The 24571-nt window shown below is 75.0% G+C and carries 2 protein-coding genes; both read left to right on the top strand.

Going from position 1 to position 24571, the window contains the following annotated elements; genetic code table 11:
• Positions 1-89 precede the first annotated feature (89 nt).
• Entirely contained in the window at positions 90-24200 is a 24111-nt protein-coding gene (locus ACZ5OX_RS33890; protein WP_465635435.1) for a non-ribosomal peptide synthase/polyketide synthase, read from the top strand.
• A gap of 3 nt (positions 24201-24203) precedes the next feature.
• Positions 24204-24419, top strand: coding sequence for an MbtH family protein (locus ACZ5OX_RS33885; protein ID WP_392878922.1), 216 nt, complete (start codon positions 24204-24206; stop codon positions 24417-24419).
• Positions 24420-24571 lie beyond the last annotated feature (152 nt).

Raw genomic sequence — 24571 nt, 5'->3', positions numbered from 1 at the left:
CCCGCCCGCCGACCGCGTGACGCCACCGCGGCCGGCGGGGCCCGGCGCGCCCTGCCCGCACGCCTGCCCACACTTCTGGAGGTACCCCCATGTCCCGTCGCGACGGCGACGTCCTTCCGCTGACCGCGGCCCAGCGCGAGATCTGGCTCGCCGAGCAACGCTCCAGGACACCGATCCCGGGCTACCGCGTCGGCGAGTGCCTGGAGATCCACGGGCCGGTGGACCGGGAGCTCTTCGAGACCGCGCTGCGCCGGGTCGTCGACGAGGTCGACGCCCTGCACGTGACCTTCGTCGAGGACGGCGAGGGCCCGCGCCAGGTCCTTCGGGAGAGCTGGGACTGGGCGCCCGCGCACCTCGACCTCAGCGGGGAGCCGGACCCCAGGGCGGCGGCCGTGGAGTGGATGCAACGGGACCTGCTGCGCCCGCTGGACCTCGCCCGGGACCCACTGTTCGGCCACGCGCTGATCAAGGCGTCGCCGACGGAGTTCCTCTGGTACCTGAACTACCACCACGTCGTGCTGGACGCGATCAGCAGCTCCATGCTCCGGCAGCGGGTCGGCGAGGTGTACTCGGCGCTCGCCGAGGGCGGCGCCGTGCCGCCGTGCCCCTTCGGCTCGCTACGGGACCTGGTCGACAGCGACGCCGCCTACCGCGCGTCCGCCGACTTCACCGCCGACCGCGCCCACTGGACCGGGCGCTTCGCCGACCTGCCCGCCCCGACCTGGCTCGCCGACACCTCCGCCACCGACCCGCACCGCGCCCTCCGGCTGGCCGAGGAGCGGGAACTGCGCCGCCCGGACGCCCTGCGGGCCGCGGCCGGCCGTTCCGGCGTCCGGTGGTCCCGGCTGGTGATCGCGGCGACGGCGCTCTACGTCCACCGGCTGACCGGCAACCAGGACGTGGTGCTCGCCATGCCCGTCACCGCGCGCCGGGGCGCCGACCGCGACCTGACGGCGGTGCCGGGCACCATGTCCAACGTGGTGCCGCTGCGGCTGACGGTGCGACCGGACCTGCCGTGGCGCGAGCTCGTCGCCCAGGCGGCGCGGGAGGTCGAGACGGCCGTCGCGCACGAGCGCTACCGCAGCGAGGACCTGCTGCGCGACCTCGGCGCCCCCGGCGGCATCGGCACGGCGTTCCCGCTGATCGTCAACATCATGGCCTTCAACTCCCGGCCGAGCTTCGCCGGGCACCCCGCCGACGTGCACCACTTCGTGTCCGGGTCGACCACCGACCTCGCCGTCTGGGTCTTCGACTACCGGGACGGCAACCCGCCGCTGCTGCGGCTGCACGGCTCGCCGGAGGCCTACGGCGACGACGACCTCGCCGGCCACCAGGAGCGGCTGCTCGCGCTGCTGGACACCGTCGCGGACTGCGACCAGGACGAGCCGGTGGGCCGGATCGAACTGCTCACCGCCGAGGAGCGGCGCGAGGCGGCGGTGCTCGGTGCCGGGCCGGTCGCGCCGGCCCCGGCCACGAGCCTGCCGGAGCTGTTCCGGGAGCACGCGTGGGCGACCCCGGACCTGGTCGCGCTGGTCTGCGGCGACGTCTCGCTGACGTACGCGGAGCTGGACCGGCGGGCCAACCGGCTGGCGCACGCCCTGATCGCGCGGGGAGCCGGGCCGGAGCGGCGGGTCGCGGTGGCCCTGCCACGCTCGGCGGAGCTCGTGGTGGCGATCCTCGCGGTGCTGAAGACCGGCGCGGCGTACGTCCCGGTCGACCCCGAGTACCCGGCCGCCCGGATCGCCTACCTGCTCGACGACGCCCGGCCGGCCCTGCTGGTCACGGACTCCCGCGGCGAGGGGCGGCTTCCGCAGGCCGGGTCCGTCGACCGGCTGGTGCTGGACACCGCCGACCTGGACGGGCTGCCGGACACCGACCCGATGGTGGCCGTCCACCCGGACCACCCCGCGTACGTCATCTACACCTCCGGCTCCACCGGGCGGCCCAAGGGCGTGCTGCCGACCCACGGCGGCCTGCTCGACCTGCTCACCGACCTCCGCCAGGTGCAGCTCGCGCCGGTGCTCGCGGAGCGGCGGCGGCTGCGGGTGGCGCTGACCACCTCGGTCTCCTTCGACGCCTCCTGGAACCAGCTGCTCGCCCTGTTCGGGGGCCACGAGCTGCACGTCCTGGAACACGCGACCTGGACCGACCCGGACGCCTTCGTCGCCTACGCCGGGCGGTGCGGGCTCGACTACGTCGAGGCCACCCCGTCCTACCTCCGGGTACTCGTCGAGCACGGGCTGCTGAGCGACCCGCGGCGGCGGCCGGCCGTGGTCGCGGCGGGCGGCGAGGCCGTCCCGGAGCGGCTCTGGGCGCAGCTGCGGGCGGCGGAGGGGGTGCGCTGCCTCAACCTCTACGGACCGTCCGAGTGCACCGTCAACTCGGTGGTGGCGCCGCTGGGTTCGAGCCCGCGCCCGGTGATCGGGCGGCCGGTCGGCAACGCCCGGCTGTACGTGCTGGACGGCGCCCTGCGGCCGCTGCCGGCCGGTGTGGCGGGTGAGCTGTACGTCGCGGGCGCGGGGCTGGCCCGCGGCTACCTCGACCGGCCGGGGCTGACCGCCGGGCGCTTCGTGGCGGACCCGTTCGGGCCGAGCGGATCGCGCATGTACCGCACCGGCGACCTGGTGCGCTGGGACGCGTCCGGCAACCTGGAGTTCCTCGGCCGCACCGACGACCAGGTGAAGGTCCGCGGCTTCCGGGTCGAACTCGGCGAGATCGAGGCCGTGCTCGCCGAGCACCCGCTGGTCGCCCGGGCCGCCGTGCTGGTGCGCACCGAGGAGGAACCGCGGCTGGTCGCCTACGCCGTCGCGGAGCCCGGAGCCGCGCCGACCGACACCGCGCTGCGCGACCACCTGCGGGACCGGCTGCCCCGGCACATGGTGCCGGCCGCGTACGTGCTGCTGGACGCCCTGCCGCTGACCCCGAACGGCAAGCTCGACCGGCGCGCCCTCCCGGCGCCCGAGCAGACCACCGCCGTCCGGGGCCGCGCCCCGCGCACCGCGACCGAGCACCTGCTCGTCGGACTGTTCGCCGAGGTGCTCGGGGTGTCCGAACCCGGCTTGGACGACAGCTTCTTCGACCTCGGCGGGCACTCCCTGCTCGCCACCCGGCTGGTCGCCCGGGCCCGCTCGGCACTCGGCGTGGAACTGCGGCTCGGCGACCTGTTCGACGCGCCGACGGTGGCGGAACTGGCGGCGGCCGTGGACGTCGCGGGCCGCGCACGCCCGGCGCTGGGGCCGCGCGAGAGGCCGGACACCGTTCCGCTGTCCTTCGCGCAGCGGCGGCTGTGGTTCCTGCACCGCATGGAACCCGCCCAGAGCGCCACGTACAACATCCCGCTGGCCCTGCGGCTGTCCGGCGAGCTGGACCAGCGGGCCTTGGAGGCCGCCCTGGCGGACCTGGTCGAGCGGCACGAGAGCCTGCGCACCGTCTTCCCGACGGTCGACGGCGTGCCGTGCCAGCGGGTGCTGGACCCGGACGAGGCCCGGCCTCGGCTGCGGATGACCGAGACCGCCGAGCGCGAGCTGCCGGAGCGGCTGGCGGCGGCGGCCCGGTACGGCTTCGACCTCGCCGGGGAGCCGCCGCTGCACGCCGAACTCTTCCGGACGGCGGCCGAGGAGCACGTGCTGCTGCTGGTGATGCACCACATCGCCGGTGACGGCTGGTCGGCCGGGCCGCTCTCACGGGACCTGACGACCGCCTACGCGGCCCGCGCGCAGGGCGCGAAGCCGCAGTGGTCGCCGCTGCCCGTCCAGTACGCCGACTACGCCCTCTGGCAGCGCGAGCTGCTCGGCGACGGCACCGACCAGGACAGCCTGCTGAGCATCCAACTCGCGTACTGGAAGGAGAAGTTGGCGGACCTTCCGGAACAGGTCGAGCTTCCCTTCGACCGGCCCAGGCCGGCCGCGATGTCCTACCGGGGCGCCCACCTGCCGGTGCGGATCGACGCCGAGCTCCACCAGGGCCTGCGTGCGCTCGCCCGGGACGGCGGAGCCAGCCTGTTCATGGTGCTCCAGGCCGGACTGGCCGCCCTGCTGGGCAAACTCGGCGCGGGCACCGACGTCCCGATCGGCACCCCGATCGCCGGACGCACCGACGAGGCCGTGGACGAGCTGGTCGGCTTCTTCGTCAACACCCTGGTGCTGCGCACCGACCTCTCCGGAGACCCGTCCTTCACCGAACTGCTCGGCCGGGTGCGCGCCGACGCGCTCGCCGCGTACACGCACCAGGACGTGCCGTTCGAGCACCTGGTGGAGGCGCTGAACCCGACCCGGACACTGGCGCACCACCCGCTGTTCCAGACCATGCTCGCCCTGCAGAACGCGCCGCTCGCCACCTTCGACCTGCCGGGGCTGCGGGTGGCCACCGACCTGGTCCACACCGGGACGGCCAAGTGCGACCTGACCTTCATCCTGGCCGAACAGCCCGACGGGCTCTCGGGCGTCCTGGAGTACAGCACCGACCTGTTCGACGAGGCCACCGCCGCCGGGATCGTCGAGCGGTGGCTGCGGCTGCTGCGCGCCGTGGCCGCCGACCCCGGCCGGCGGATCGGCCGGGTCGACGTGCTGTCCGCCGAGGAACTCGCCGCGCTGCTCCCGGCCCGTACCGACCGGGGCGAGCGGCCGCCGGAGCTCGGCCTGACCGCGCTGTTCGAGCGGCAGGTGCGGGCGAACCCGGCCGCCGAGGCCCTCACGGACGGCGAAGTCACCCTGACCTACGGCGAGTTGAACGCCCGGGCGAACCGGCTGGCGCACGCCCTGATCGACCGGGGGGTGGGCCCGGAGCAGCTCGTCGCACTGGCCCTGCCGCGCTCGGCGGAGCAGGTCGTGGCGGTGCTCGCCGTGCTCAAGGCGGGCGGCGCGTACCTCCCGGTGGACCCGGACTACCCGGCCGCCCGGATCGCCTACCTGCTCCAGGACGGCCGCCCCGCGCTGCTGGTGACGACCGGCGCGGCCGGCGAGCTGCCGGGAGCGGACGGCGTGGACCGGCTTCCGCTGGACACCGCCGACCTGGCCGGACAGCCGGACACCGATCCGAAGGTCGCGGTCGACCCCGGCCAGGCGGCTTACGTCATCCACACCTCCGGCTCCACCGGCAACCCCAAGGGCGTCGTGGTCCCGCACCGGAACGTGGTGCGGCTGTTCGACACCACCCGGGAGCTGTTCGACTTCTCCGCCGAGGACGTCTGGACGCTCTTCCACTCCTACGCCTTCGACTTCTCGGTGTGGGAGCTGTGGGGCCCGCTGCTGCACGGCGGCCGGCTGGTGGTCGTCGACCACGAGACCAGCCGCTCGCCCCGCGCGTTCCTGGAACTCCTCGCCCGCGAGCGGGTGACGGTGCTCAACCAGACACCCTCCGCCTTCTACCAGCTGATGCGGGCGGACCAGGAGGCGGGCCCCGAACTCGCCCTGCGCACCGTGGTGTTCGGCGGCGAGGCGCTGGAGCACGCCCGGCTGGCGAGCTGGTACGAGCGGCACCCCGAGGACGCGCCGCTGCTGGTCAACATGTACGGCATCACCGAGACCACCGTGCACGTCACCCACGCGGCCCTCGACAGCCCCGGCACCGCCGCCGGGGAGATCGGCACGGCCCTGCCGGACCTGCGGACGTACGTGCTCGACGACGGCCTGCGCCCGGTCGCCCCGGGCGTCGCGGGCGAGCTGTACGTCGCGGGCCCGGGCCTGGCCCGCGGCTACCTGAACCGGCCCGGCCTGACCGCCGGGCGGTTCCTCGCCGACCCCTTCGGGCCGGCCGGCTCCCGGATGTACCGCAGCGGCGACCTGGTGCGCCGGGCCACGGACCACAGCCTGCGCTACGTCGGCCGGGCCGACCAGCAGGTGAAGGTCCGCGGCTTCCGCATCGAACTCGGCGAGATCGAGGCGTCCCTCGCCGCGCACCCCGGCGTCGCCCAGGCCGCCGTGCTGGCCCGACAGGACCGCGCCGACGACACCCGGCTGGTCGCCTACCTGGTGCCGGCCGCCGCAGCCGCGCCACGCCCGGCCGAGCTGCGCGGGTACCTGGCCGAGCGGCTGCCGGAGCACCTGGTGCCGTCCGCGTTCGTCCTGCTGGACGCGCTGCCGCTGACCGCCAACGGCAAGCTCGACCGCCGCGCCCTGCCCGCCCCCGACCTCGCCCCGGCGGCCGCCGCCCGCGCGCCGCGCACCCCGCAGGAGCAGATCCTCTGCGAGCTGTTCGCCGAGGTCCTCGGCGTGGCGTCGGCCGGCGTCGACGACGGCTTCTTCGACCTCGGCGGGCACTCGCTGCTGGCCACCCGCCTGGCCGCCCGGATCCGCGCGACGCTCGGCGTGGAGATGCCGCTGCGCACCCTGTTCGAGGCACCGACCCCGGCCGGCCTGGCCGCCGCCCTGGTGGCGGCCGGACCGGCGCAGGCCGCCCTGGTACGGCGGGAGCGCCCCGAGGCGATCCCGCTGTCGTTCGCGCAGCGGCGGCTGTGGTTCCTGCACCAGCTGGAGGGCGCCGACGCGAACTACCACATCTCCCTGGCCTGGCGGCTGTCCGGGGTGCTGGACCGGCGGGCCCTGGAGGCCGCCGTGGCGGACGTGGTGGCCCGGCACGAGAGCCTGCGCACCGTCTTCCCCGCGGTGGACGGCGTGCCGCACCAGCGGGTGCTGGACGTCGCGGCGGCCCGCCCGCGGCTGCTCGTGAGCCCGACCACCGAGGCCGGGCTGCCGGCCGCGCTGGCGGCGGCGAGGGACCGCCCGTTCGACCTGGCGGTCGACGTGCCGCTGCGGGTCGCTCTGTTCGAGCCGGCACCGGACCACCACGTGTTCCAGCTGGTGCTCCACCACATCGCCGGTGACGGCTGGTCGCTCGGCCCGCTCGCGCGGGACCTGACCGCCGCCTACACGGCGCGCCGCCGCGGCGAGGCGCCGCGGTGGGAGGAACTGCCGGTCCAGTACGCCGACTACGCCCTGTGGCAGCACGAGCTGCTCGGCGAAGCCGGCGACCGCGACAGCCTGCTCGCCCGCCAGTCCTCCTACTGGACCCGGCAGTTGGCGAATCTGCCGGAGCTGCTCCAGCTGCCCGCCGACCGGCCCCGCCCGGCGGTCGCCTCGCACCGGGGCGGCTTCGTGCACGCCGGACTGGACGCCGAACTGCACCGCGGTCTGCGCGAGCTCGCCCGTGCGCACGGCACCAGTCTGTTCATGGTGCTCCAGGCCGGTCTGGCCGCACTGCTGAGCAAGCTCGGCGCGGGCGACGACATCCCGCTCGGCAGCCCGGTCGCCGGCCGGACGGACCAGGCGCTGGACGAGCTGGTCGGCTTCTTCGTCAACACCCTCGTGTTCCGCACCGACACCTCCGGCGACCCGACCTTCGTGGAACTGCTGGGCCGGGTCCGGGACACCGCGCTGGCCGGATACGCCCACCAGGACCTGCCGTTCGAGCACCTGGTCGAGGACCTCAACCCGGCGCGCTCGCTGGCGCACCACCCGCTGTTCCAGGTCATGCTGGTGCTGCAGAACGCCCCCGGCGCCGACTTCACGCCGCCCGGGCTGCACGTCGACGACATGCCGCTGACCACGACCACCGCCAAGCTCGACCTGACCTTCACGGTGTCCGAGCGGCACGCGTCGGACGGTCCCGCCGGGTCCGGCGGCCCGGGAGGGGCCCCCACCCCGGAGGGGATCGACGTCGTCGTCGAGTACGCCGCGGACCTGTACGACCCGGCCACCGTCGAGACGATGGTCGCGCGCTGGGAGCGACTGCTCCGCGCCGTGATCGCCGACCCGCGGCGGCGACTCAGCCGGTGCGACGTGCTCTCCGCCGCGGAACACGGCGACCTGGCGGCACTCGGCACCGGACCGGAGGTGGAGCTTCCGGCCGCGAGCGTGGCGGAGCTGTTCCGGGCGCAGGTGCGCGCCACACCGGAGCAGGTGGCACTGGTGTGCGGGGACGTCTCGCTGACGTACGAGGAGGTGGACGCGCGGGCGAACCGGCTGGCACACGCCCTGGTCGCGCGTGGCGCGGGGCCGGAGCGGCTGGTGGCGGTCGCCCTGCCGAGGTCGGCCGAGCTGGTGGTGGCGATCCTCGCCGTGCTGAGGACCGGAGCGGCCTACGTCCCGCTCGATCCCGAGTACCCGGCCGCGCGGATCGGGCACATGCTCGATGACGCCCGTCCGGTCCTGGTGGTGACCGACGCCCGGACACGGGACGGGCTGCCGGAGGCGGGCCCGGCCGGGTGGCTGGTGCTCGACGACCCGCGGACGGCCGCCATGGTGGCCGGCTGCCCGGCGACGGACCCCCTGGTGGCCATCGACCCGAGGCATCCGGCCTACGTGATCTACACCTCCGGCTCCACCGGGAAGCCCAAGGGCGTGGTGTCGACCCACGGCGGCCTGCTCAACCTCTTCGTCAGCCAGCGTCCGCTGCTCTTCCCCCGGCGGACGAAGGAGCGGCTGCGGATCGGACTGACCACCTCCGTGTCGTTCGACGCCTCCTGCGACCAGATCTCCAGCCTGTACGCGGGCCACGAACTGCACGTCCTGGACGAGGCGACCTGGTCCGACCCGGACGCCTTCGTGGACTACGTGGCACGCGCCGGGCTGGACTACGTCAACGCCACCCCGTCCTACCTTCAGGTGCTCGTGGCGCGGGGGCTCCTGGACGATCCGACGCGTCGTCCGGCGGTGGTCTCGATGGGCGGGGAGGCCGTTCCGGACCGGCTGTGGGAGCGGCTGCGGGCGGTCGAGGACGTCTCCTGCCTGAACTACTACGGACCGTCCGAGTGCACGGTCGACGCGGTCGTCGCGGCAGTGGCGTCGAGCCCCCGCCCGGTGATCGGCCGGCCGCTCGGAGGCATCCGGCTGTACGTCCTCGACAGCGCGCTGCAGCCGGTGGCCGCGGGCGTGGCGGGCGAGCTGTACCTCGCCGGAGCGGGCCTGGCCCGCGGCTACCTGAACCGGCCCGGACTCACCGCGGGACGGTTCGTGGCGGACCCGTTCGGTCCGAGCGGTTCGCGGATGTACCGCACCGGCGACCTGGTGCGCTGGGGCACGGACCGGAACCTGTGGTTCCTCGGCCGGACCGACGACCAGGTCAAGGTGCGCGGCTTCCGGATCGAACTCGGCGAGATCGAGGCGGCGCTGGCGGAACACCCGCAGGTCGCCCACGTCGCCGTGACCGTCCGAGAGGATCGGGAAGGGGACGTGCGCCTGGTCGCCTATCCGGTGCCCGTCGCCGGGGCGGAACTCCGAGCGGACGAGCTGCGGGCGCACCTGCGCGAGCGACTGCCGGACCACATGGTCCCGGCCGCCTTCGTGCCCCTGGAGAGCCTGCCGCTGACGGCCACCGGCAAGCTGGACCGGCGCGCGCTGCCCGCACCCGTCCACGGGGCGGCGCGCACCGGCCGGGCCCCGCGCACGCCCCGGGAGCAGGTCCTCGCCGAGCTGTTCGCCGAGGTGCTCGGCGTGGCCGAGGTCGGGGCCGACGACGACTTCTTCGACCTCGGCGGGCACTCCCTGCTCGCCACCCGGCTGGTCGCCAGGGCACGGGCGACCCTCGGAGTGGAACTGGAGCTGCGCGCCCTCTTCGAGACGCCGACGGTGGCCGGGCTCGCCGCCGGGCTCGGCCGGAGCGGCCGGGCGCGGACCGCGCTGCGCCGCGCGGAGCGGCCCGGCACCGTGCCGCTGTCGTCCGCGCAGCAGCGGCTCTGGTTCCTGCACCAACTGGAGGACGCCGGCTCCGCCTACAACATGCCGTTGGCGTGGCGGCTGTCGGGCGGGCTCGACCGGGCCGCCCTGCACGCGGCGCTCGGCGACGTCGTCGCCCGGCACGAGGGCCTGCGCACCGTCTACCCCCAGGTCGACGGGGTGCCCCACCAGGACGTACTGGACGCCGGAAGCGCCCCGCCGCGGCTGCCCGTCACCCGCGTCGGCGAGGCGGAGCTGTCGGGGCTGCTGACGGCCGTGGCGGCGCGGGGATTCGACCTCGCGACCGAACCGCCGCTGCGCGCCGAGCTGTTCGAGCTCTCCGCCGACGAACACGTGCTGCTGCTGGTGATCCACCACATCGCCGGTGACGGCTGGTCGCTGGGTCCGCTGGCCGCCGACCTGGCCACCGCCTACGCGGCGCGCCGCCGGGGCGAGGCGCCGCGGTGGGCGCCGCTGCCCGTGCAGTACGCCGACTACACCCTGTGGCAGCGGGAGCTGCTCGGCGAAGCCGCCGACCCGGACAGCCTGTTCGCCCATCAGCTGGCCTACTGGAAGCGGACGCTGGCGGGCCTGCCGGAGCAGATCCGGCTCCCCGCCGACCGCCACCGCCCCGCGACCCCCTCCCACCGCGGCGGCCACCTGGCGGTCGAGCTGGACGCGGAACTGCACGCCGGGCTGGTCCGGTTGGGCCGGGAGCACGGCGCCAGTGTGTACATGGTGCTGCAGGCCGCCCTGGCCTCGCTGCTGGAGAAGCTCGGCGCGGGCACGGACATCCCGCTCGGCAGCCTGATCGCCGGCCGCACCGACCAGGCGCTGGACGACCTCGTCGGGTTCTTCGTCAACACCCTGGTGCTGCGGACCGACACCAGTGGCGACCCGTCGTTCGCCGAGCTGCTGGGCCGGGTCCGGGAGGCCGCGCTCGGCGCGTACGCCCACCAGGACCTGCCGTTCGAGCACGTCGTCGAGGCGATCAACCCGTCCCGCTCGCTCGCCCGCCAGCCGCTGTTCCAGGTGCTGCTCGCCCTGCAGAACACGCCCCGCACCGAGTTCACGCTGAGCGGTCTGAGCGCCGAGATCCTCCTGGTGCGGACGCCGACGACGATGTTCGACCTCGGCTTCCACCTGCTGGAGCGCGGCGGCACCGGCGGGCCGGCCGAGGGCATCGTCGGGCGGGTCGAGTACCGCACCGACCTGTTCGACCACGCCACGGTGGAGGCGCTGGTCGCCCGGTGGCTGCGGCTGCTGGCGGCGGTGGCCGCCGAGCCGGACCGGCCGCTGAGCCGGATCGACGTCCTCACCGCCGAGGAGCGGCACGAGCTGCTGGTCGCGCGCAACGACACCGCCCGGCCGGTGCCCGCCGCCACACTGCCGGCCCTGTTCGAGGCGCGGGTCCGGGCCACCCCGGAGGCCGAGGCGGTGGTGTTCGAGGACACCCTGACCTACCGGGAGCTGAACCGCCGGGCCAACCGCCTGGCGCACGCGCTGATCGCGTGGGGGGTGGGGCCGGAGCAGGTCGTCGCGCTGCGGCTGCCGCGCTCCGCCGAGCTGGTGGTCGCCGTCCTCGCGGTGCTGAAGACCGGTGCGGCGTACCTGCCGGTCGACCCGGACTACCCGGCCGCTCGCATCGCGTACATGCTGGAGGACGCGCGCTCGGCCGTCGTCCTCGACGACCTCGCCGCCGTCACCCCGGCCGGGGAGTGGCCGGAGCACGACCCGGCCGTCGCCGTGGACGCCCGGCACCCGGCCTATGTCATCTACACCTCAGGCTCCACCGGCCGGCCCAAGGCCGTGGTGATGCCCGCCGCCGGCCTGCTCAACCTGCTGGCCTGGCACCACGAGGCCGTCGGCGGCGAACCCGGCACCCGCACCGCGCAGTTCACCGCGATCAGCTTCGACGTCTCGGTGCAGGAGCTGCTCTCCGCGCTGCTGTACGGCAAGACCCTGGTGGTGCCGACCGAGGAACAGCGCCGCAGCGCCGAGCTGTTCGCGCACTGGCTGGACCGGCACCGGGTGGGCGAGCTGTTCGCGCCCAACCTGGTGGTCGAGGCGCTGGCCGAGGCCGCCGAGGAGGCCGGACTGGAGCTGCCGGCCCTCCGACTGATCGCCCAGGCCGGCGAGGCGATGCGCCTCGGCGGTGCGGTGCGCCGCTTCCAGGCCCGCCGCCCTGGCCGGGTGCTGCACAACCACTACGGGCCCGCCGAGACCCATGTGATCACCGCCTACCCGCTGCCGGCCGACCCGGCGGACTGCCCGCTGCCGGTGCCGATCGGCCGACCGATCACCAACTGCCGGGTGTACGTGCTGGATTCGTCTCTTCGGCCGGTGGCCCCCGGGGTGCTGGGCGAGCTGTACCTGGCCGGCGCGGGGCTGGCCCGCGGCTACCTCAATCGGCCGGGGCTGACGGCGAGCAGGTTCGTCGCCGACCCGTACGGCCCGGCGGGCGCGCTGATGTACCGCACCGGCGACCTGGCCCGCTGGCGCGCCGACGGGGAGCTGGAGTTCGCCGGGCGGGTGGACCACCAGGTGAAGGTGCGCGGCTTCCGGATCGAACCGGGTGAGATCGAGGCCGAGCTGACGGCCCACCCGGGCGTCGCCCAGGTCGCGGTGCTCGCCCGCGAGGACCGGCCGGGCGAGACCCGGATCGTCGCGTACGTCGTCCCTGCGGCCGGGACCGGTGCGACGGCGGCGGAGCTGGCGGCGTACCTGCGCGAGCGGGTGCCCGACTACCTGGTGCCGTCCGCGTTCGTACTGCTGGACGCGCTGCCGCTGACGCCCAACGGCAAGCTGGACCGCGCCGCGCTGCCCGCGCCCGAGCCGACCGGCACGACCGTCGGCGGTCGCGCGCCGCGCACCCCGCAGGAGCAGATCCTCTGCGAGCTGTTCGCCGAGGTGCTGGGAGTGGCCCGGGTCGGGGTCGACGAGGACTTCTTCGATCTGGGCGGGCACTCCCTGCTCGCCACCCGGCTGGTCTCGCGGGTCCGGGCGACCCTCGGGGTCGAGCTGGAGCTGCGCAGCCTGTTCCGGACCCCGACACCCGCCGGACTGGCGGCCGGGTTGCACGACGCCGGCGCCGCGCGGCAGGCCCTGGTGGCCCGGCCCCGCCGTGACCCGATGCCGCTGTCCTTCGCCCAGCGCCGGCTCTGGTTCCTCCAGCAGTTCGGCGCGCCGAGCGCCACCTACCACATGCCGCTCGCCCTGCGGCTCTCCGGCGACCTCGACCGGGCCGCGCTGAGCGCCGCGCTCGCGGACGTGGCGGCCCGGCACGAGACCCTGCGCACCGTCTTCCCGCACCTCGCCGGAGTCCCGTACCAGCGGGTGCTGGACGCCGCCGAGGCCGCCGTCCCGCTGACCGTGCGCGCGGCCGGGGAGGCGGAACTGCCCGCCCTACTGCGCGAGGCGGCGGTGCGCGGCTTCGACCTCACCTCGGAGGTGCCCCTGCGGGCGGAACTGTTCGAGGTCGCGGAGAAGACCGACGAGCACGTGCTGCTGCTGGTCATGCACCACATCGTCGAAGACGGCTGGTCCCTGGGCCCGCTGGCCCGCGACCTGGCCACCGCCTACACCACCCGGCAGCGGGGCGGGGCGCCGACCTGGCCGCCACTGCCGGTGACGTACGGCGACTACACCCTGTGGCAGCACGAGATCCTCGGCGACGAGCAGGACGGCGACAGCGTGTTCGCCCGTCAGGTCGGCTACTGGAGCGAGGCGCTGGCGGGGCTGCCCGAGCAGCTGCGGCTGCCCGCCGACCGACCGCGCCCGGCCACCATGTCATACGGCGGCGACCTGCTGGAACTCCGGATCGACGCCGAACTGCACACCGCGCTGGTGGGGTTGGCGCGCCGCTCGGGCGCGACCCTGTTCATGGTGCTGCAGGCGGCGCTGGCGGCGCTGTACACCCGGCTGGGCGCGGGGACGGACATCCCGATCGGCAGCCCGATCGCGGGGCGCACCGACGAGGCGCTGGACGAGCTGGTCGGGTTCTTCATCAACACGCTGGTGCTGCGGACGGACACCAGCGGTGATCCGTCGTTCACCGAGCTGCTGGGGCGGGTGCGGGAGACGGCGCTGGAGGCGTACGCGCACCAGGACGTGCCGTTCGAGCACCTGGTCGAGGCGCTGAACCCGTCCCGCTCGCTGTCCCACCACCCGCTGTACCAGACCGGGCTGGTCGTGCAGAACGCGCCGGGCGGCGACTTCGACCTCCCCGGCCTGCGGGTCTCCGGGGTGACGGTGCTCACCGGGACCGCGCGGCTCGACCTGACCTTCGGATTCGCGGAGGAGCACGGGCCGGACGGCGCGCCGGCCGGGCTCAGCGGGGCGGTCGAGTACAGCACCGACCTGTTCGACCGCTCGACGGTCGAGGCGCTGGTGGCCCGGTGGACCAGGCTGCTGGCGGCCGTCGCCGCCGCCCCGGACCAGCCGATCGGCGGGATCGACCTGCTGTCCGCCGAGGAGCGGCGCGAGCTGCTGCCCGCCGTCGACGGCGAGGCGGCGGCGGCGAGCCTGCCGGAGCTGTTCGCGGCGCAGGTCGCGGCGACGCCGGACGCGGTCGCCCTCGTCTGCGGTGACACCGAGCTGACGTATCGTCAGTTGAGCGCGCGGGCGAACCGGTTCGCGCATGCGCTGATCGCCCGGGGTGTCGGCCCGGAGCAGCTGGTGGCGGTGGCGCTGCCCCGCTCGGTGGAGGCCGTCGTGGCCGTCCTCGGTGTGCTGAAGGCCGGGGCGGCGTACCTGCCGGTGGATCCGGCGTACCCGCCGGCGCGGATCGACTTCATGCTGGAGGACGCCCGTCCGGCGGTGCTGGTCGACGATCCGGCGATGGTCTCGGACGGGGACTGGTCGGACGGCGATCCGGGTGTCGTGGTGGACGTCCGGCACCCGGCGTACGTGATCTACACCTCGGGCTCGACCGGCCGCCCCAAGGGCGTGGCCGTGAGCCACAGCGGGGTGTCGGGCCTGGTGGCGGCGCAGACCGAGCGGCTCGGCGTGGCGCCGGGCAGCCGGGTGCTCCAGTTCGCCTCGCCCAGCTTCGACGCCTCCTTCTGGGACCTGTGCGGCGCCCTGCTGACCGGCGCCGCCCTCGTCCTGGCCCCGGCCGAGGCCCCGCTGGAGGCCCTGGCGGACCAGCGACTGGACGTCACCCACGTCACCCTGCCGCCCTCGGCCCTGGCCGCGCTGCCGGAGGGCTCGGTGACCGCGTCGACCCTGGTGGTGGCGGGCGAGGCCTGCCCGCCGGAGCTGGTCGCCCGATGGGCGCCGGGCCGGCGGATGATCAACGCGTACGGTCCGACGGAGACGACGGTGTGCGCCACGATGAGCGAGCCGCTGTCCCCGGGGGCGGGCGTGCCGCCGATCGGTCGGCCGGTCGCGGGTTTCCGGGCGTACGTGCTGGACGAGCGGCTGCGTCTCGTGCCGCCGGGGGTGGTGGGGGAGCTGTACGTCGCCGGCCCCGGGCTGGCGCGCGGGTACCTGAACCGGCCCGGTCTGACGGCCGGGCGGTTCGTCGCCTGCCCGTTCGGTCCCTCGGGCGCCAGGATGTACCGCACCGGTGACCTGGTGCGGCGCCGTGCATGGGGGTCCCCCCGGCCGGAGGTCCGGGGAGGCGAGCTGGAGTACGTCGGCCGGGCCGACGACCAGGTGAAGGTGCGCGGCTTCCGCGTCGAACTCGGTGAGGTCGAGGCCGCCCTGGCCGGCCACTCCGCCGTCGCCCAGGCCGCCGTCGTGGCCGGGGACGACCGGCTCGTCGGCTATGTGGCCGCGCGTCCCGGCGCGGCGGTCCGGCCGGTGGAGCTGGCGGCGCACCTGCGCGACCGGCTGCCCGACTACCTGGTCCCGTCGGCGTTCGTGGTGCTGGACGCGCTGCCGGTGACGCCGAACGGGAAGCTGGACCGCGCCGCGCTGCCCGCGCCGGAGGCCGTGGCCACGGAGGCGGGCCGGGCGCCGCGCACGCCGCAGGAGCAGATCCTGTGCGGCCTGTTCGCGGAGGTGCTCGGCGTGCCGCAGGTCGGGGTCGACGAGGACTTCTTCGACCTGGGCGGGCACTCCCTGCTCGCCACCCGGCTGGCCGCGCGGGTGCGCTCGGTGCTCGGCGTGGAACTGGGGCTGCGCGCGCTCTTCCAGGCGCCCACCGTGGCGGGCCTGGCCGGGGTGCTGGCCGGGGCCGGCCACGCCCGTCCGGCACTGACCGTGCACGAGCGACCGGACGCGGTGCCGCTGTCCTTCGCGCAGCGCCGGCTCTGGTTCCTGCACCGGATGGACGCCACCGCCGCGACCTACCACATCCCGCTGGCGCTCCGGCTGACCGGAACGCTGGACCGGGCGGCGCTGGACCGGGCGCTGGCCGACGTGGTGGCCCGGCACGAGAGCCTGCGGACGGTCTTCCCGGAGATCGACGGCGTCCCCCGCCAGTGCGTCCTGGATCCGGCCGCGGCCCGCCCCCGGGCAGGGTCGACCGAGGTGCTGGAGGCCGAACTCTTCGAACGGCTGGCCGAGTTCGCCCGGCAGCCGTTCGACCTGGCGGTGGAGCCCCCGCTGCGGACCGGGCTGTTCGCGCTCGCGGACAAGGCCGACGAGCACGTGCTGCTGCTGGTCATGCACCACATCGCCGGCGACGGCTGGTCCACCGGCCCACTGGCCCGGGACCTGGCCGAGGCGTACGCGGCCCGCAGCCGGGGTGAGGAGCCGCAGTGGGCCCCGCTGCCGGTGCAGTACGCCGACTACACGCTGTGGCAGCGCGAGCTGCTCGGCGACGCCGCCGACCCACAGAGCCGGTTCGCCGAGCAACTCGGCTACTGGAAGCGGCAGTTGTCCGACCTCCCGGAGCTGCTCGCGCTGCCCACCGACCGGCCCCGGCCGGCCGTCGCCGGCCGGCACGGGGACCACGTCGGCCTGGAACTCGACGCCGAACTGCACGTCGCCCTCACGGAGTTGGCGCGGCGCACCGGCACGAGTCTGTTCATGGTGCTGCAGGCGGCGCTGGCGGCGCTGTACACCCGGCTGGGTGCGGGGACGGACATCCCGATCGGCAGTCCGATCGCGGGTCGTACCGACGAGGCGCTGGACGAGTTGGTCGGGTTCTTCGTGAACACGCTGGTGCTGCGCACCGACACCAGCGGTGATCCGAGCTTCGCCGAGCTGCTGGGCCGGGTGCGGGAGACGGCGCTGTCGGCGTACGCGCACCAGGACGTGCCGTTCGAGCACCTGGTGGAGGTGCTGAACCCCGCCCGGTCGCTGTCCCACCACCCGCTGTTCCAGACGATCCTGGCCGTGCAGAACGCGCCGATGGGCCGGTTCTCGCTGCCCGGACTGGACGTCGCCACCTACGCGGTGGCCACCGGAACCGCCAAGTTCGACCTCGGAGTGAGCCTGGTCGAGCAGTTCGGCCCGGACGGGAGCCCCGCCGGGATCGTCGGCGCGGTCGAGTACGCCACCGACCTGTTCGACCGCTCGACGGTCACCGCCCTTGCCGCACGGTGGGCCAGGCTGCTGGAGGCGGTCACCGCCGACCCGGAACGGCCGATCGGGGGGATCGACCTCCTCGACGCCGACGAGCGGCACCGGCTGCTGGAGCGCGGCAACGCGACCGCCCGCGAGGTGGACGCCGTCCCGGTGCCGCGGGCCTTCGCGGCGCAGGTCGCGGCGACGCCGGATGCGGTCGCGCTCGTCCACGGCGAGATCGAGCTGACGTATCGCCAGTTGAACGCGCGGGCGAACCGGTTCGCGCACGCGCTGATCGCGCGCGGCGTCGGGCCGGAGCAGCTGGTGGCGGTGGCGCTGCCTCGCTCGGTGGAGTCGGTGGTGGCCGTCCTCGGTGTGCTGAAGGCCGGGGCGGCGTACCTCCCGGTGGACCCGGCGTACCCTGCCGCCCGGATCGCGTTCATGCTGGACGACGCCCGTCCGGCGGTGCTGGTCGACGATCCGGCGATGCTCTCGGACGGCAACTGGCCGGACACCGACCCGGAGGTCGCGCTCGACGTCCGGCACCCCGCCTACGTGATCTACACCTCGGGCTCGACCGGCCGCCCCAAGGGCGTCGTGGTCGGCCACGGCGGTGTGGCGAGTCTGGTGGCCGCCCAGATCGAGCGGTTCGCGATCGAACCCGGCAGCCGGGTGCTCCAGTTCGCCTCGCCCAGCTTCGACGCCTCGGTGTCGGAGATCTTCACCGCCCTGCTGCGCGGCGCGGCCCTGGTACTGCCCCCGGCGGCCGAGCCGCTGTCCGCGCTGACCGACCCGGGCCTGGCGGTCACCCATGTGACCGTGCCGCCGTCCGTCCTGGCCGCCCTGCCGGTGTGCTCGGTGGCGGTGGTGTCCACGGTGGTGGTGGCCGGTGAGGCCTGCCCGCCGGAGCTGGTGGACCGCTGGGCGCCGGGCCGGCGGATGATCAACGCGTACGGTCCGACGGAGACGACCGTGTGCGCGACGATGAGCGACCCGCTGTCGCCGGCGTCCGGCGTGCCGCCGATCGGCCGTCCGATCACCAACGCCCGGGTCTACGTGCTGGACGAGCGGCTGCGACCGGTGCCGCCGGGAGTGCCGGGGGAGCTGTACGTGGCCGGCGCCGGCCTGGCGCGCGGGTACCTGAACCGGCCCGGTCTGACGGCCGGTCGGTTCGTCGCCTGCCCGTTCGGTCCCTCGGGCGCCAGGATGTACCGCACCGGGGACGTGGTCCGCTTCCGTGCATGGGGGTCCCCCCGGCCGGAGGCTGGGGGAGGCCAGCTGGAGTACCTCGGCCGGGCCGACGACCAGGTGAAGGTGCGCGGCTTCCGGGTCGAGCCCGGCGAGGTCGAGTCGGCCCTGACCGAACACCCCGCCGTCGCCCGGGCCGCGGTCCTCGCCCAGGGCGACCGGCTCATCGGCTACGTCGTCCCGCGGCAGGAGCCCGCCCGCGACAGCGGCATCGAGGCCGACCACGTGGACGAGTGGCGGGGCATCTACGACGCCCTGCCCATCACCCCCGAGGAAGCCGCGTTCGGCCAGAACTTCGTCGGCTGGAACAGCAGTTACGACGCCGCCCCGATCCCCGTCGAGCAGATGCGGGAGTGGCGCGACGCGACCGTCTCCCGGATCCTGGCCCTGCGCCCCCGCCGGGTGCTGGAGGTCGGCGTCGGCACCGGGCTGCTGCTCTCCCGGATCGCCCCGCACTGCGAGACCTACTGGGCGACCGACTTCTCCGCCACCGCGATCGACGCGCTGGCCGCCCAGGTGGCGCGCCAACCGGACCTGGCCGAGCGCGTCGTGCTCCGGACCCGCCCGGCGCACGACACCGACGGGCTGCCGGCCGGGACGTTCGACACCATCGTGATCAACTCGGTGGTGCAGTACTTCCCGTCCGCCGAGTACCTGGCCGACGTGATCGGGAAGCTGACGGCGCTGCTCGCCCCCGGCGGCGCGCTGTTCATCGGCGACGTCCGCAACCTGCGGCTGCTGCGCCCGCTGGCCACGGCCGTCCAGCTGCACCGCGCCGGGGACGGCGCCGACCTCGCGGCGGTGCGCCGCGCGGTGGAGCAGGCCCTGCGGGTCGAGAAGGAACTCCTGGTCGACCCGGACTTCTTCACCGCCCTGCGGGAGCGTGGCGCGGAGCACGACACGGACATCGGCGCGGTGGCCGTGGAGGTCAAGCGCGGCCGCCACCACAACGAACTGAGCCGCTACCGCTACGACGTGACGCTGCACAAGCGGCCCGCCGTACCCGTCCAGCCGCTGGACCTGGCGTGGGGCCGGGACGTCGCCGGCCTGGCGGAGCTGCGCGAACTGCTCGGGCGGCCGGGCACCGGCCCGGTGCGCCTCAGCGGGATCCCGAACCGCCGCGTCGCGCGCGAGGCCGAGCTGGCCCGGGCGGTGCGCGACGGGGACGGCACCCTCGCCGGGCTGCTGGAGCGGCTGCACGGCCCGGACGGCGCCGACCTGCCCGACCCGGAGGACTTCCACGCCCTCGGCGGGGAGCTCGGCCGCCGGGTCAGCCTCACCTGGTCGGCCGACGCGCCCGAAGCCCTCGACGCGCTCTTCACCGGCTCCACCGCCTCCACCGGCTCCACCGCCTCCGCCTCCACCGACGGGCCGGCGGACGCACCCGTCGAGGCCTACCGGCCGGCGCGACGGGCCGGCGTCCCGCTGTCCTCGCTGACCAACCGCCCGACCGGCAGCCGGGGCACCGGCGCCCTCATCGGCGAACTCCGCGACTGGCTGCGGGGCCGGCTGCCCGACTACCTGGTCCCCTCGGCGTTCGTGGCGCTGGACGCGCTGCCGCTGACCGCCAGCGGCAAGCTCGACCGCCGTGCCCTGCCCGCCCCCGACCTCGGCCCGGCCGTGGCCGGGCGGGCGCCGCGCACCCCGCAGGAGCAGCTCCTCGCCGAGCTGTTCGCCGAGGTGCTCGGGCTGGCGCAGGTCGGGGTCGAGGACAGCTTCTTCGACCTGGGCGGGCATTCCCTGCTGGCGACCCGGCTGGCCTCCCGGGTCCGGGCGACCCTCGGCGCGGAACTGGAGGTCCGCACGCTCTTCGAGACCCCGACCGTGGCCGCCCTGGCGGCCCGCCTCGACGGCTCCGGAACGGCGCGGCCCGCGCTGACCGCCCGGCCGCGCCCGATGGGGGCACCTCCCGGTCAAGGCCGGGGGAGGGTGCCGTTGTCCTTCGCCCAGCGCCGGCTGTGGTTCCTGCACCGGATGGACGGGCCGAGCGCCACCTACAACATGCCGCTCGCGCTGAGCCTGACCGGCGAACTCGACCGGCCGGCCCTGCACGCCGCGCTCGCGGACGTGGTCGCCCGGCACGAGAGCCTGCGGACGGTCTTCCGCGAGACGGACGGCGTGCCGTACCAGGTCGTGCTGAGCGCCGCGGACGCGTACCCCGAGCTGCCGCTGGTCGAGCTCGACGAGGGCCGCCTGGCCGAACGGCTGGCGCGGACGGCCCAGCGGGGCTTCGACCTGGCCGCGCAGCCGCCGGTCCGGGCGGAGCTGTACGCGCTCGCGCCCGACCGGCACGCGCTGCTGGTCGTGGTGCACCACATCGCCGCCGACGGCTGGTCGATGGGCCCGCTCTCCGCCGACCTGGCCGCCGCCTACGCGGCCCGCTGCCGGGGCGAGGAGCCGCGGTGGGCCCCGCTGGCGGTGCAGTACGCCGACTACACGCTCTGGCAGCGCGACCTGCTCGGCGACGCCACCGACCCGGACAGCCTGTTCGCCCGGCAACTTTCCTACTGGAAGGACGAGTTGACGGGAATTCCGGAGCAGCTCCAGCTGCCCGCCGACCGGCCCCGCCCGCCGGTGGCCTCCCAGCTGGGCGACCGGGTCGCGGTCCGGCTGGACGCCGAACTCCACCAGGCCCTGCGGGACCTCGCCACCGAGCGCGGCGCCAGCATGTTCATGGTGCTCCAGGCCGGCCTCGCCGCGCTGCTCACCCGCCTCGGCGCCGGTACCGACATCCCGATCGGCAGCCCGATCGCCGGGCGCACCGACCAGGCCCTGGACGACCTCGTCGGCTTCTTCGTCAACACCCTGGTGCTGCGCACCGACACCGGAGGCGATCCCGGATTCGCCGAACTGCTCGGCCGGGTGCGGCAGAAGGCGCTCGCCGCGTACGACCACCAGGACGTGCCGTTCGAGTACCTGGTCGAGGTGGTCAACCCGGCGCGGTCGCTGGCCCGCCACCCGCTGTTCCAGGTCATGCTGGCCCTGCAGAACGCGCCGCTGGGCGAGTTCGCGCTGCCGGGGCTGGAGACCGGCCACCTGGAGGCGCCGACCGGGACCTCCCGGGTCGACCTGACCTTCAGCCTGGCCGAGCAGTTCCGCCCGGACGGCGGCCCCGACGGCCTGGTCGGCGCGGTGGAGTACGCCACCGACCTGTTCGACGCGCCCACCGTGGAGCTGCTGTTCGACCGCCTGGCCCGGCTGCTGCGTACCGCGGTCGCCGACCCGGACCGGCCGATCGGCCGGATCGACCTCCTGTCCGAGGCGGAACGCCACCAACTGCTGCACGGGTTCAACGACACGGCGGCCGAGCTGCCCCGGGCCGCGGTGCCGGAGCTGTTCGCCCGCCAGGTGCGGGCCACCCCGGACGCGGTCGCCGTCGTGGCGGGCGGCACCGAGCTGACCTACCGGGAGCTCGACCGGCGCTCCAACCGGCTCGCACGGGCACTGGTCCGCCGGGGCGTCCGGCCGGAGACACCCGTCGCGGTGCTGATGGAACGCTCGGCGGACCTGGTCACGGCCATCCTGGCGATCATCAAGGCGGGCGGCGCCTACGTGCCGCTGGACTCGCGCTTCCCGGCATCCCGGATCGAACTGATCCTGCGGGAGAGCGGCGCGGCCCTGGTGCTCACCGAGGAGGTGCTGGGCGCCCTGGTGGACGCCGAGCCCGACCCGTCCGACGTCGAAGTCCCGTGTGAGCCAGAACAGTTGGCGTACATCATGTACACCTCGGGCTCGACCGGGCGGCCGAAGGGCGTGGCCGTCACCCACCGCGACGTGGTCGGCCACGCGCTGACCCCCGAATGGCGCGGCGGCGGACACGAGCGGGTGCTGATGCACTCGCCGACGGCCTTCGACCTCTCGACCTACGAGCTGTGGGTGCCGCTCCTGGGCGGCGGCCGGATCGTGGTCGCACCGCCCGAGCAGCTCGACCTCGACCTGCTCCAGCACACCATCGGCACCCACGGGGTGACCGGACTGTGGCTCACCGCCGGACTCTTCCGGCTGGTCGCCGAGGAGCGCCCCGGCCTGCTCGCCGGGGTGCGCGAGGTGTGGACCGGCGGCGACGTGGTCTCCCCGGCCGCCGCCGCCCGGGTGCTGGAGGCCTGCCCCGGCATCGAGGTGGTCAACGGCTACGGCCCCACCGAGGCCACCACCCTGGCCACCTGCCACCCGGTGCGCGACCTGCCCGAGCAGGCCGCCTCCGTGCCGATCGGCGGCCCGATGGCCAACATGCGCGCCTACGTGCTCGACGAGCACCTGCGGCCGCTGCCCGTGGGGATGGTCGGCGAGCTGTACCTCGCGGGGGTCGGTGTCGCCCGGGGCTACCACGGCCGGCCCGGCCTGACGACGGAGCGCTTCACCGCCGACCCGTACGGGCCGTCCGGGAGCCGGATGTACCGCACCGGAGACCTGGCGTGGTGGCGGGCCGACGGCGCGCTGGAGTTCGCCGGACGCGCCGACCACCAGGTCAAGCTGCGCGGCCTGCGGATCGAGCCCGGCGAGATCGAGGCCGTCCTGGCGGGCTGCCCGGGCGTCGCCCAGGCGGCCGTGGTCGCCCGCGAGGACCGGCCGGGCGACAAGCGGCTGGTCGCCTACCTGGTGCCCGCCCCCGAGGGCGCGCCCGAGGTGGTCGAGCTGTCCGCCCGGCTGCGCCGTGAACTGCCCGACTACATGGTGCCGGCGGCGTTCGTCACCGTGGACGCGCTGCCGCTGACCGCCAACGGCAAGCTCGACCGGGCCGCCCTGCCCACCCCCGAGTACGGGACGTCGGACGCGGGCCGCGGCCCCCGGACGCCGCAGGAGCAGCTGCTGTGCGGCCTGTTCGCCGAGGTCCTCGGCCGGGAGCTGGTGTCCATCGACGACAACTTCTTCGACCTGGGCGGGCACTCGCTGCTGGCCGCCCGGCTGGCCTCCCGGGTCCGCGAGACCCTCGGCCTGGAGCTGGGACTGCGCATGCTCTTCGAGGCGCCGACCGTGGCCGGGCTCACCGAGCGCCTGGTCATGAACGATCCCGACGACGCGCTGGACGTGGTGCTGCCGCTGCGTTCGACCGGGACGGGCACGCCGCTGTTCTGCGTCCACCCCGGCGGCGGCATCAGCTGGTCGTACAGCGGGCTGCTGAACCACGTCGGCCCGCAGCACCCGGTCTACGCGATCCAGGCGCGCGGCCTCGGCCGGCCCGAACCGCTGCCGACGTCCTACGAGGAGATGGCGGCCGACTACGCCGACCACATCCGGAAGATCCAGCCGGAGGGCCCGTACCTGCTGCTCGGCTGGTCCGCCGGCGGGCTGATCGCCCACGCGCTCGCCTGCGAGCTGCAGTCGCGCGGCGAGCGGACCGCGCTGCTGGCGATCCTCGACGCCTACCCGGTGAAGGACGTCAAGTTCGAGGAGGTGCCGGTGCCCACCGAGCGGGACGTGCTCGTCGGGGTGCTCGACGTCGACCCGGACGAGCTGGGCGACCGGGAGATCACCTACGCGGAGGTCGCCGAGGTGCTGAACCGGCGGGGCAGCGCGCTGGCCGGCCTGACCGAGCGGCAGGTCGAGGTGGTCGTCCAGATCATGATCAACAACGCGAAGCTGGCGGTCGACTTCGTCCCCGGGACCTTCGACGGGGACCTGCTGCTCTTCAACTCCACGATCGACCGCAACGCCGAGGACAACGCCGGGCCGGGGATCTGGCAGCCCTACGTCACCGGCCGGATCGAATCGCACGAGGTCACCACCCGGCACAACCGGATGACCCAGGCCGGATCGCTGGCCCAGATCGGACCGGTCCTGGCCGCCAGGATCGCCGAGGCCACCGGCGACACCACCGTTTCCCACCACCACCAGGAGGACTGACCCATGACCAACCCCTTCGACGACCAGGACGGCACCTTCCTCGTGCTCGTCAACGACGAGAACCAGCACTCGCTGTGGCCGCAGTTCGCGGACGTCCCGGCCGGCTGGACCGTCGCCCACGGCCCCGACACCCACGCCGCCTGCCTGGAGTACGTCGAGAAGTCCTGGACCGACATGCGGCCCAGGAGCCTGGCCGAGGCCATGGACGCCCGGCGGTAGCCGACGTGACCACCACCGACACCAGGGGCGGGGGCCGCGACACCGCGGGGCCCCCCCCGCCCCGCAGCCCCCCCCAACCCCCCAATCCCTCCTGGGCCCGCTGCCCCGCCCTGATCCCCTGACCCCCCAAGGCCCCTTGCCCCTGCTACGGA

It is taken from the genome of Kitasatospora sp. NPDC032121 (assembly GCF_055580145.1).
This window is presented reverse-complemented; position numbering and strand designations above follow the sequence as displayed.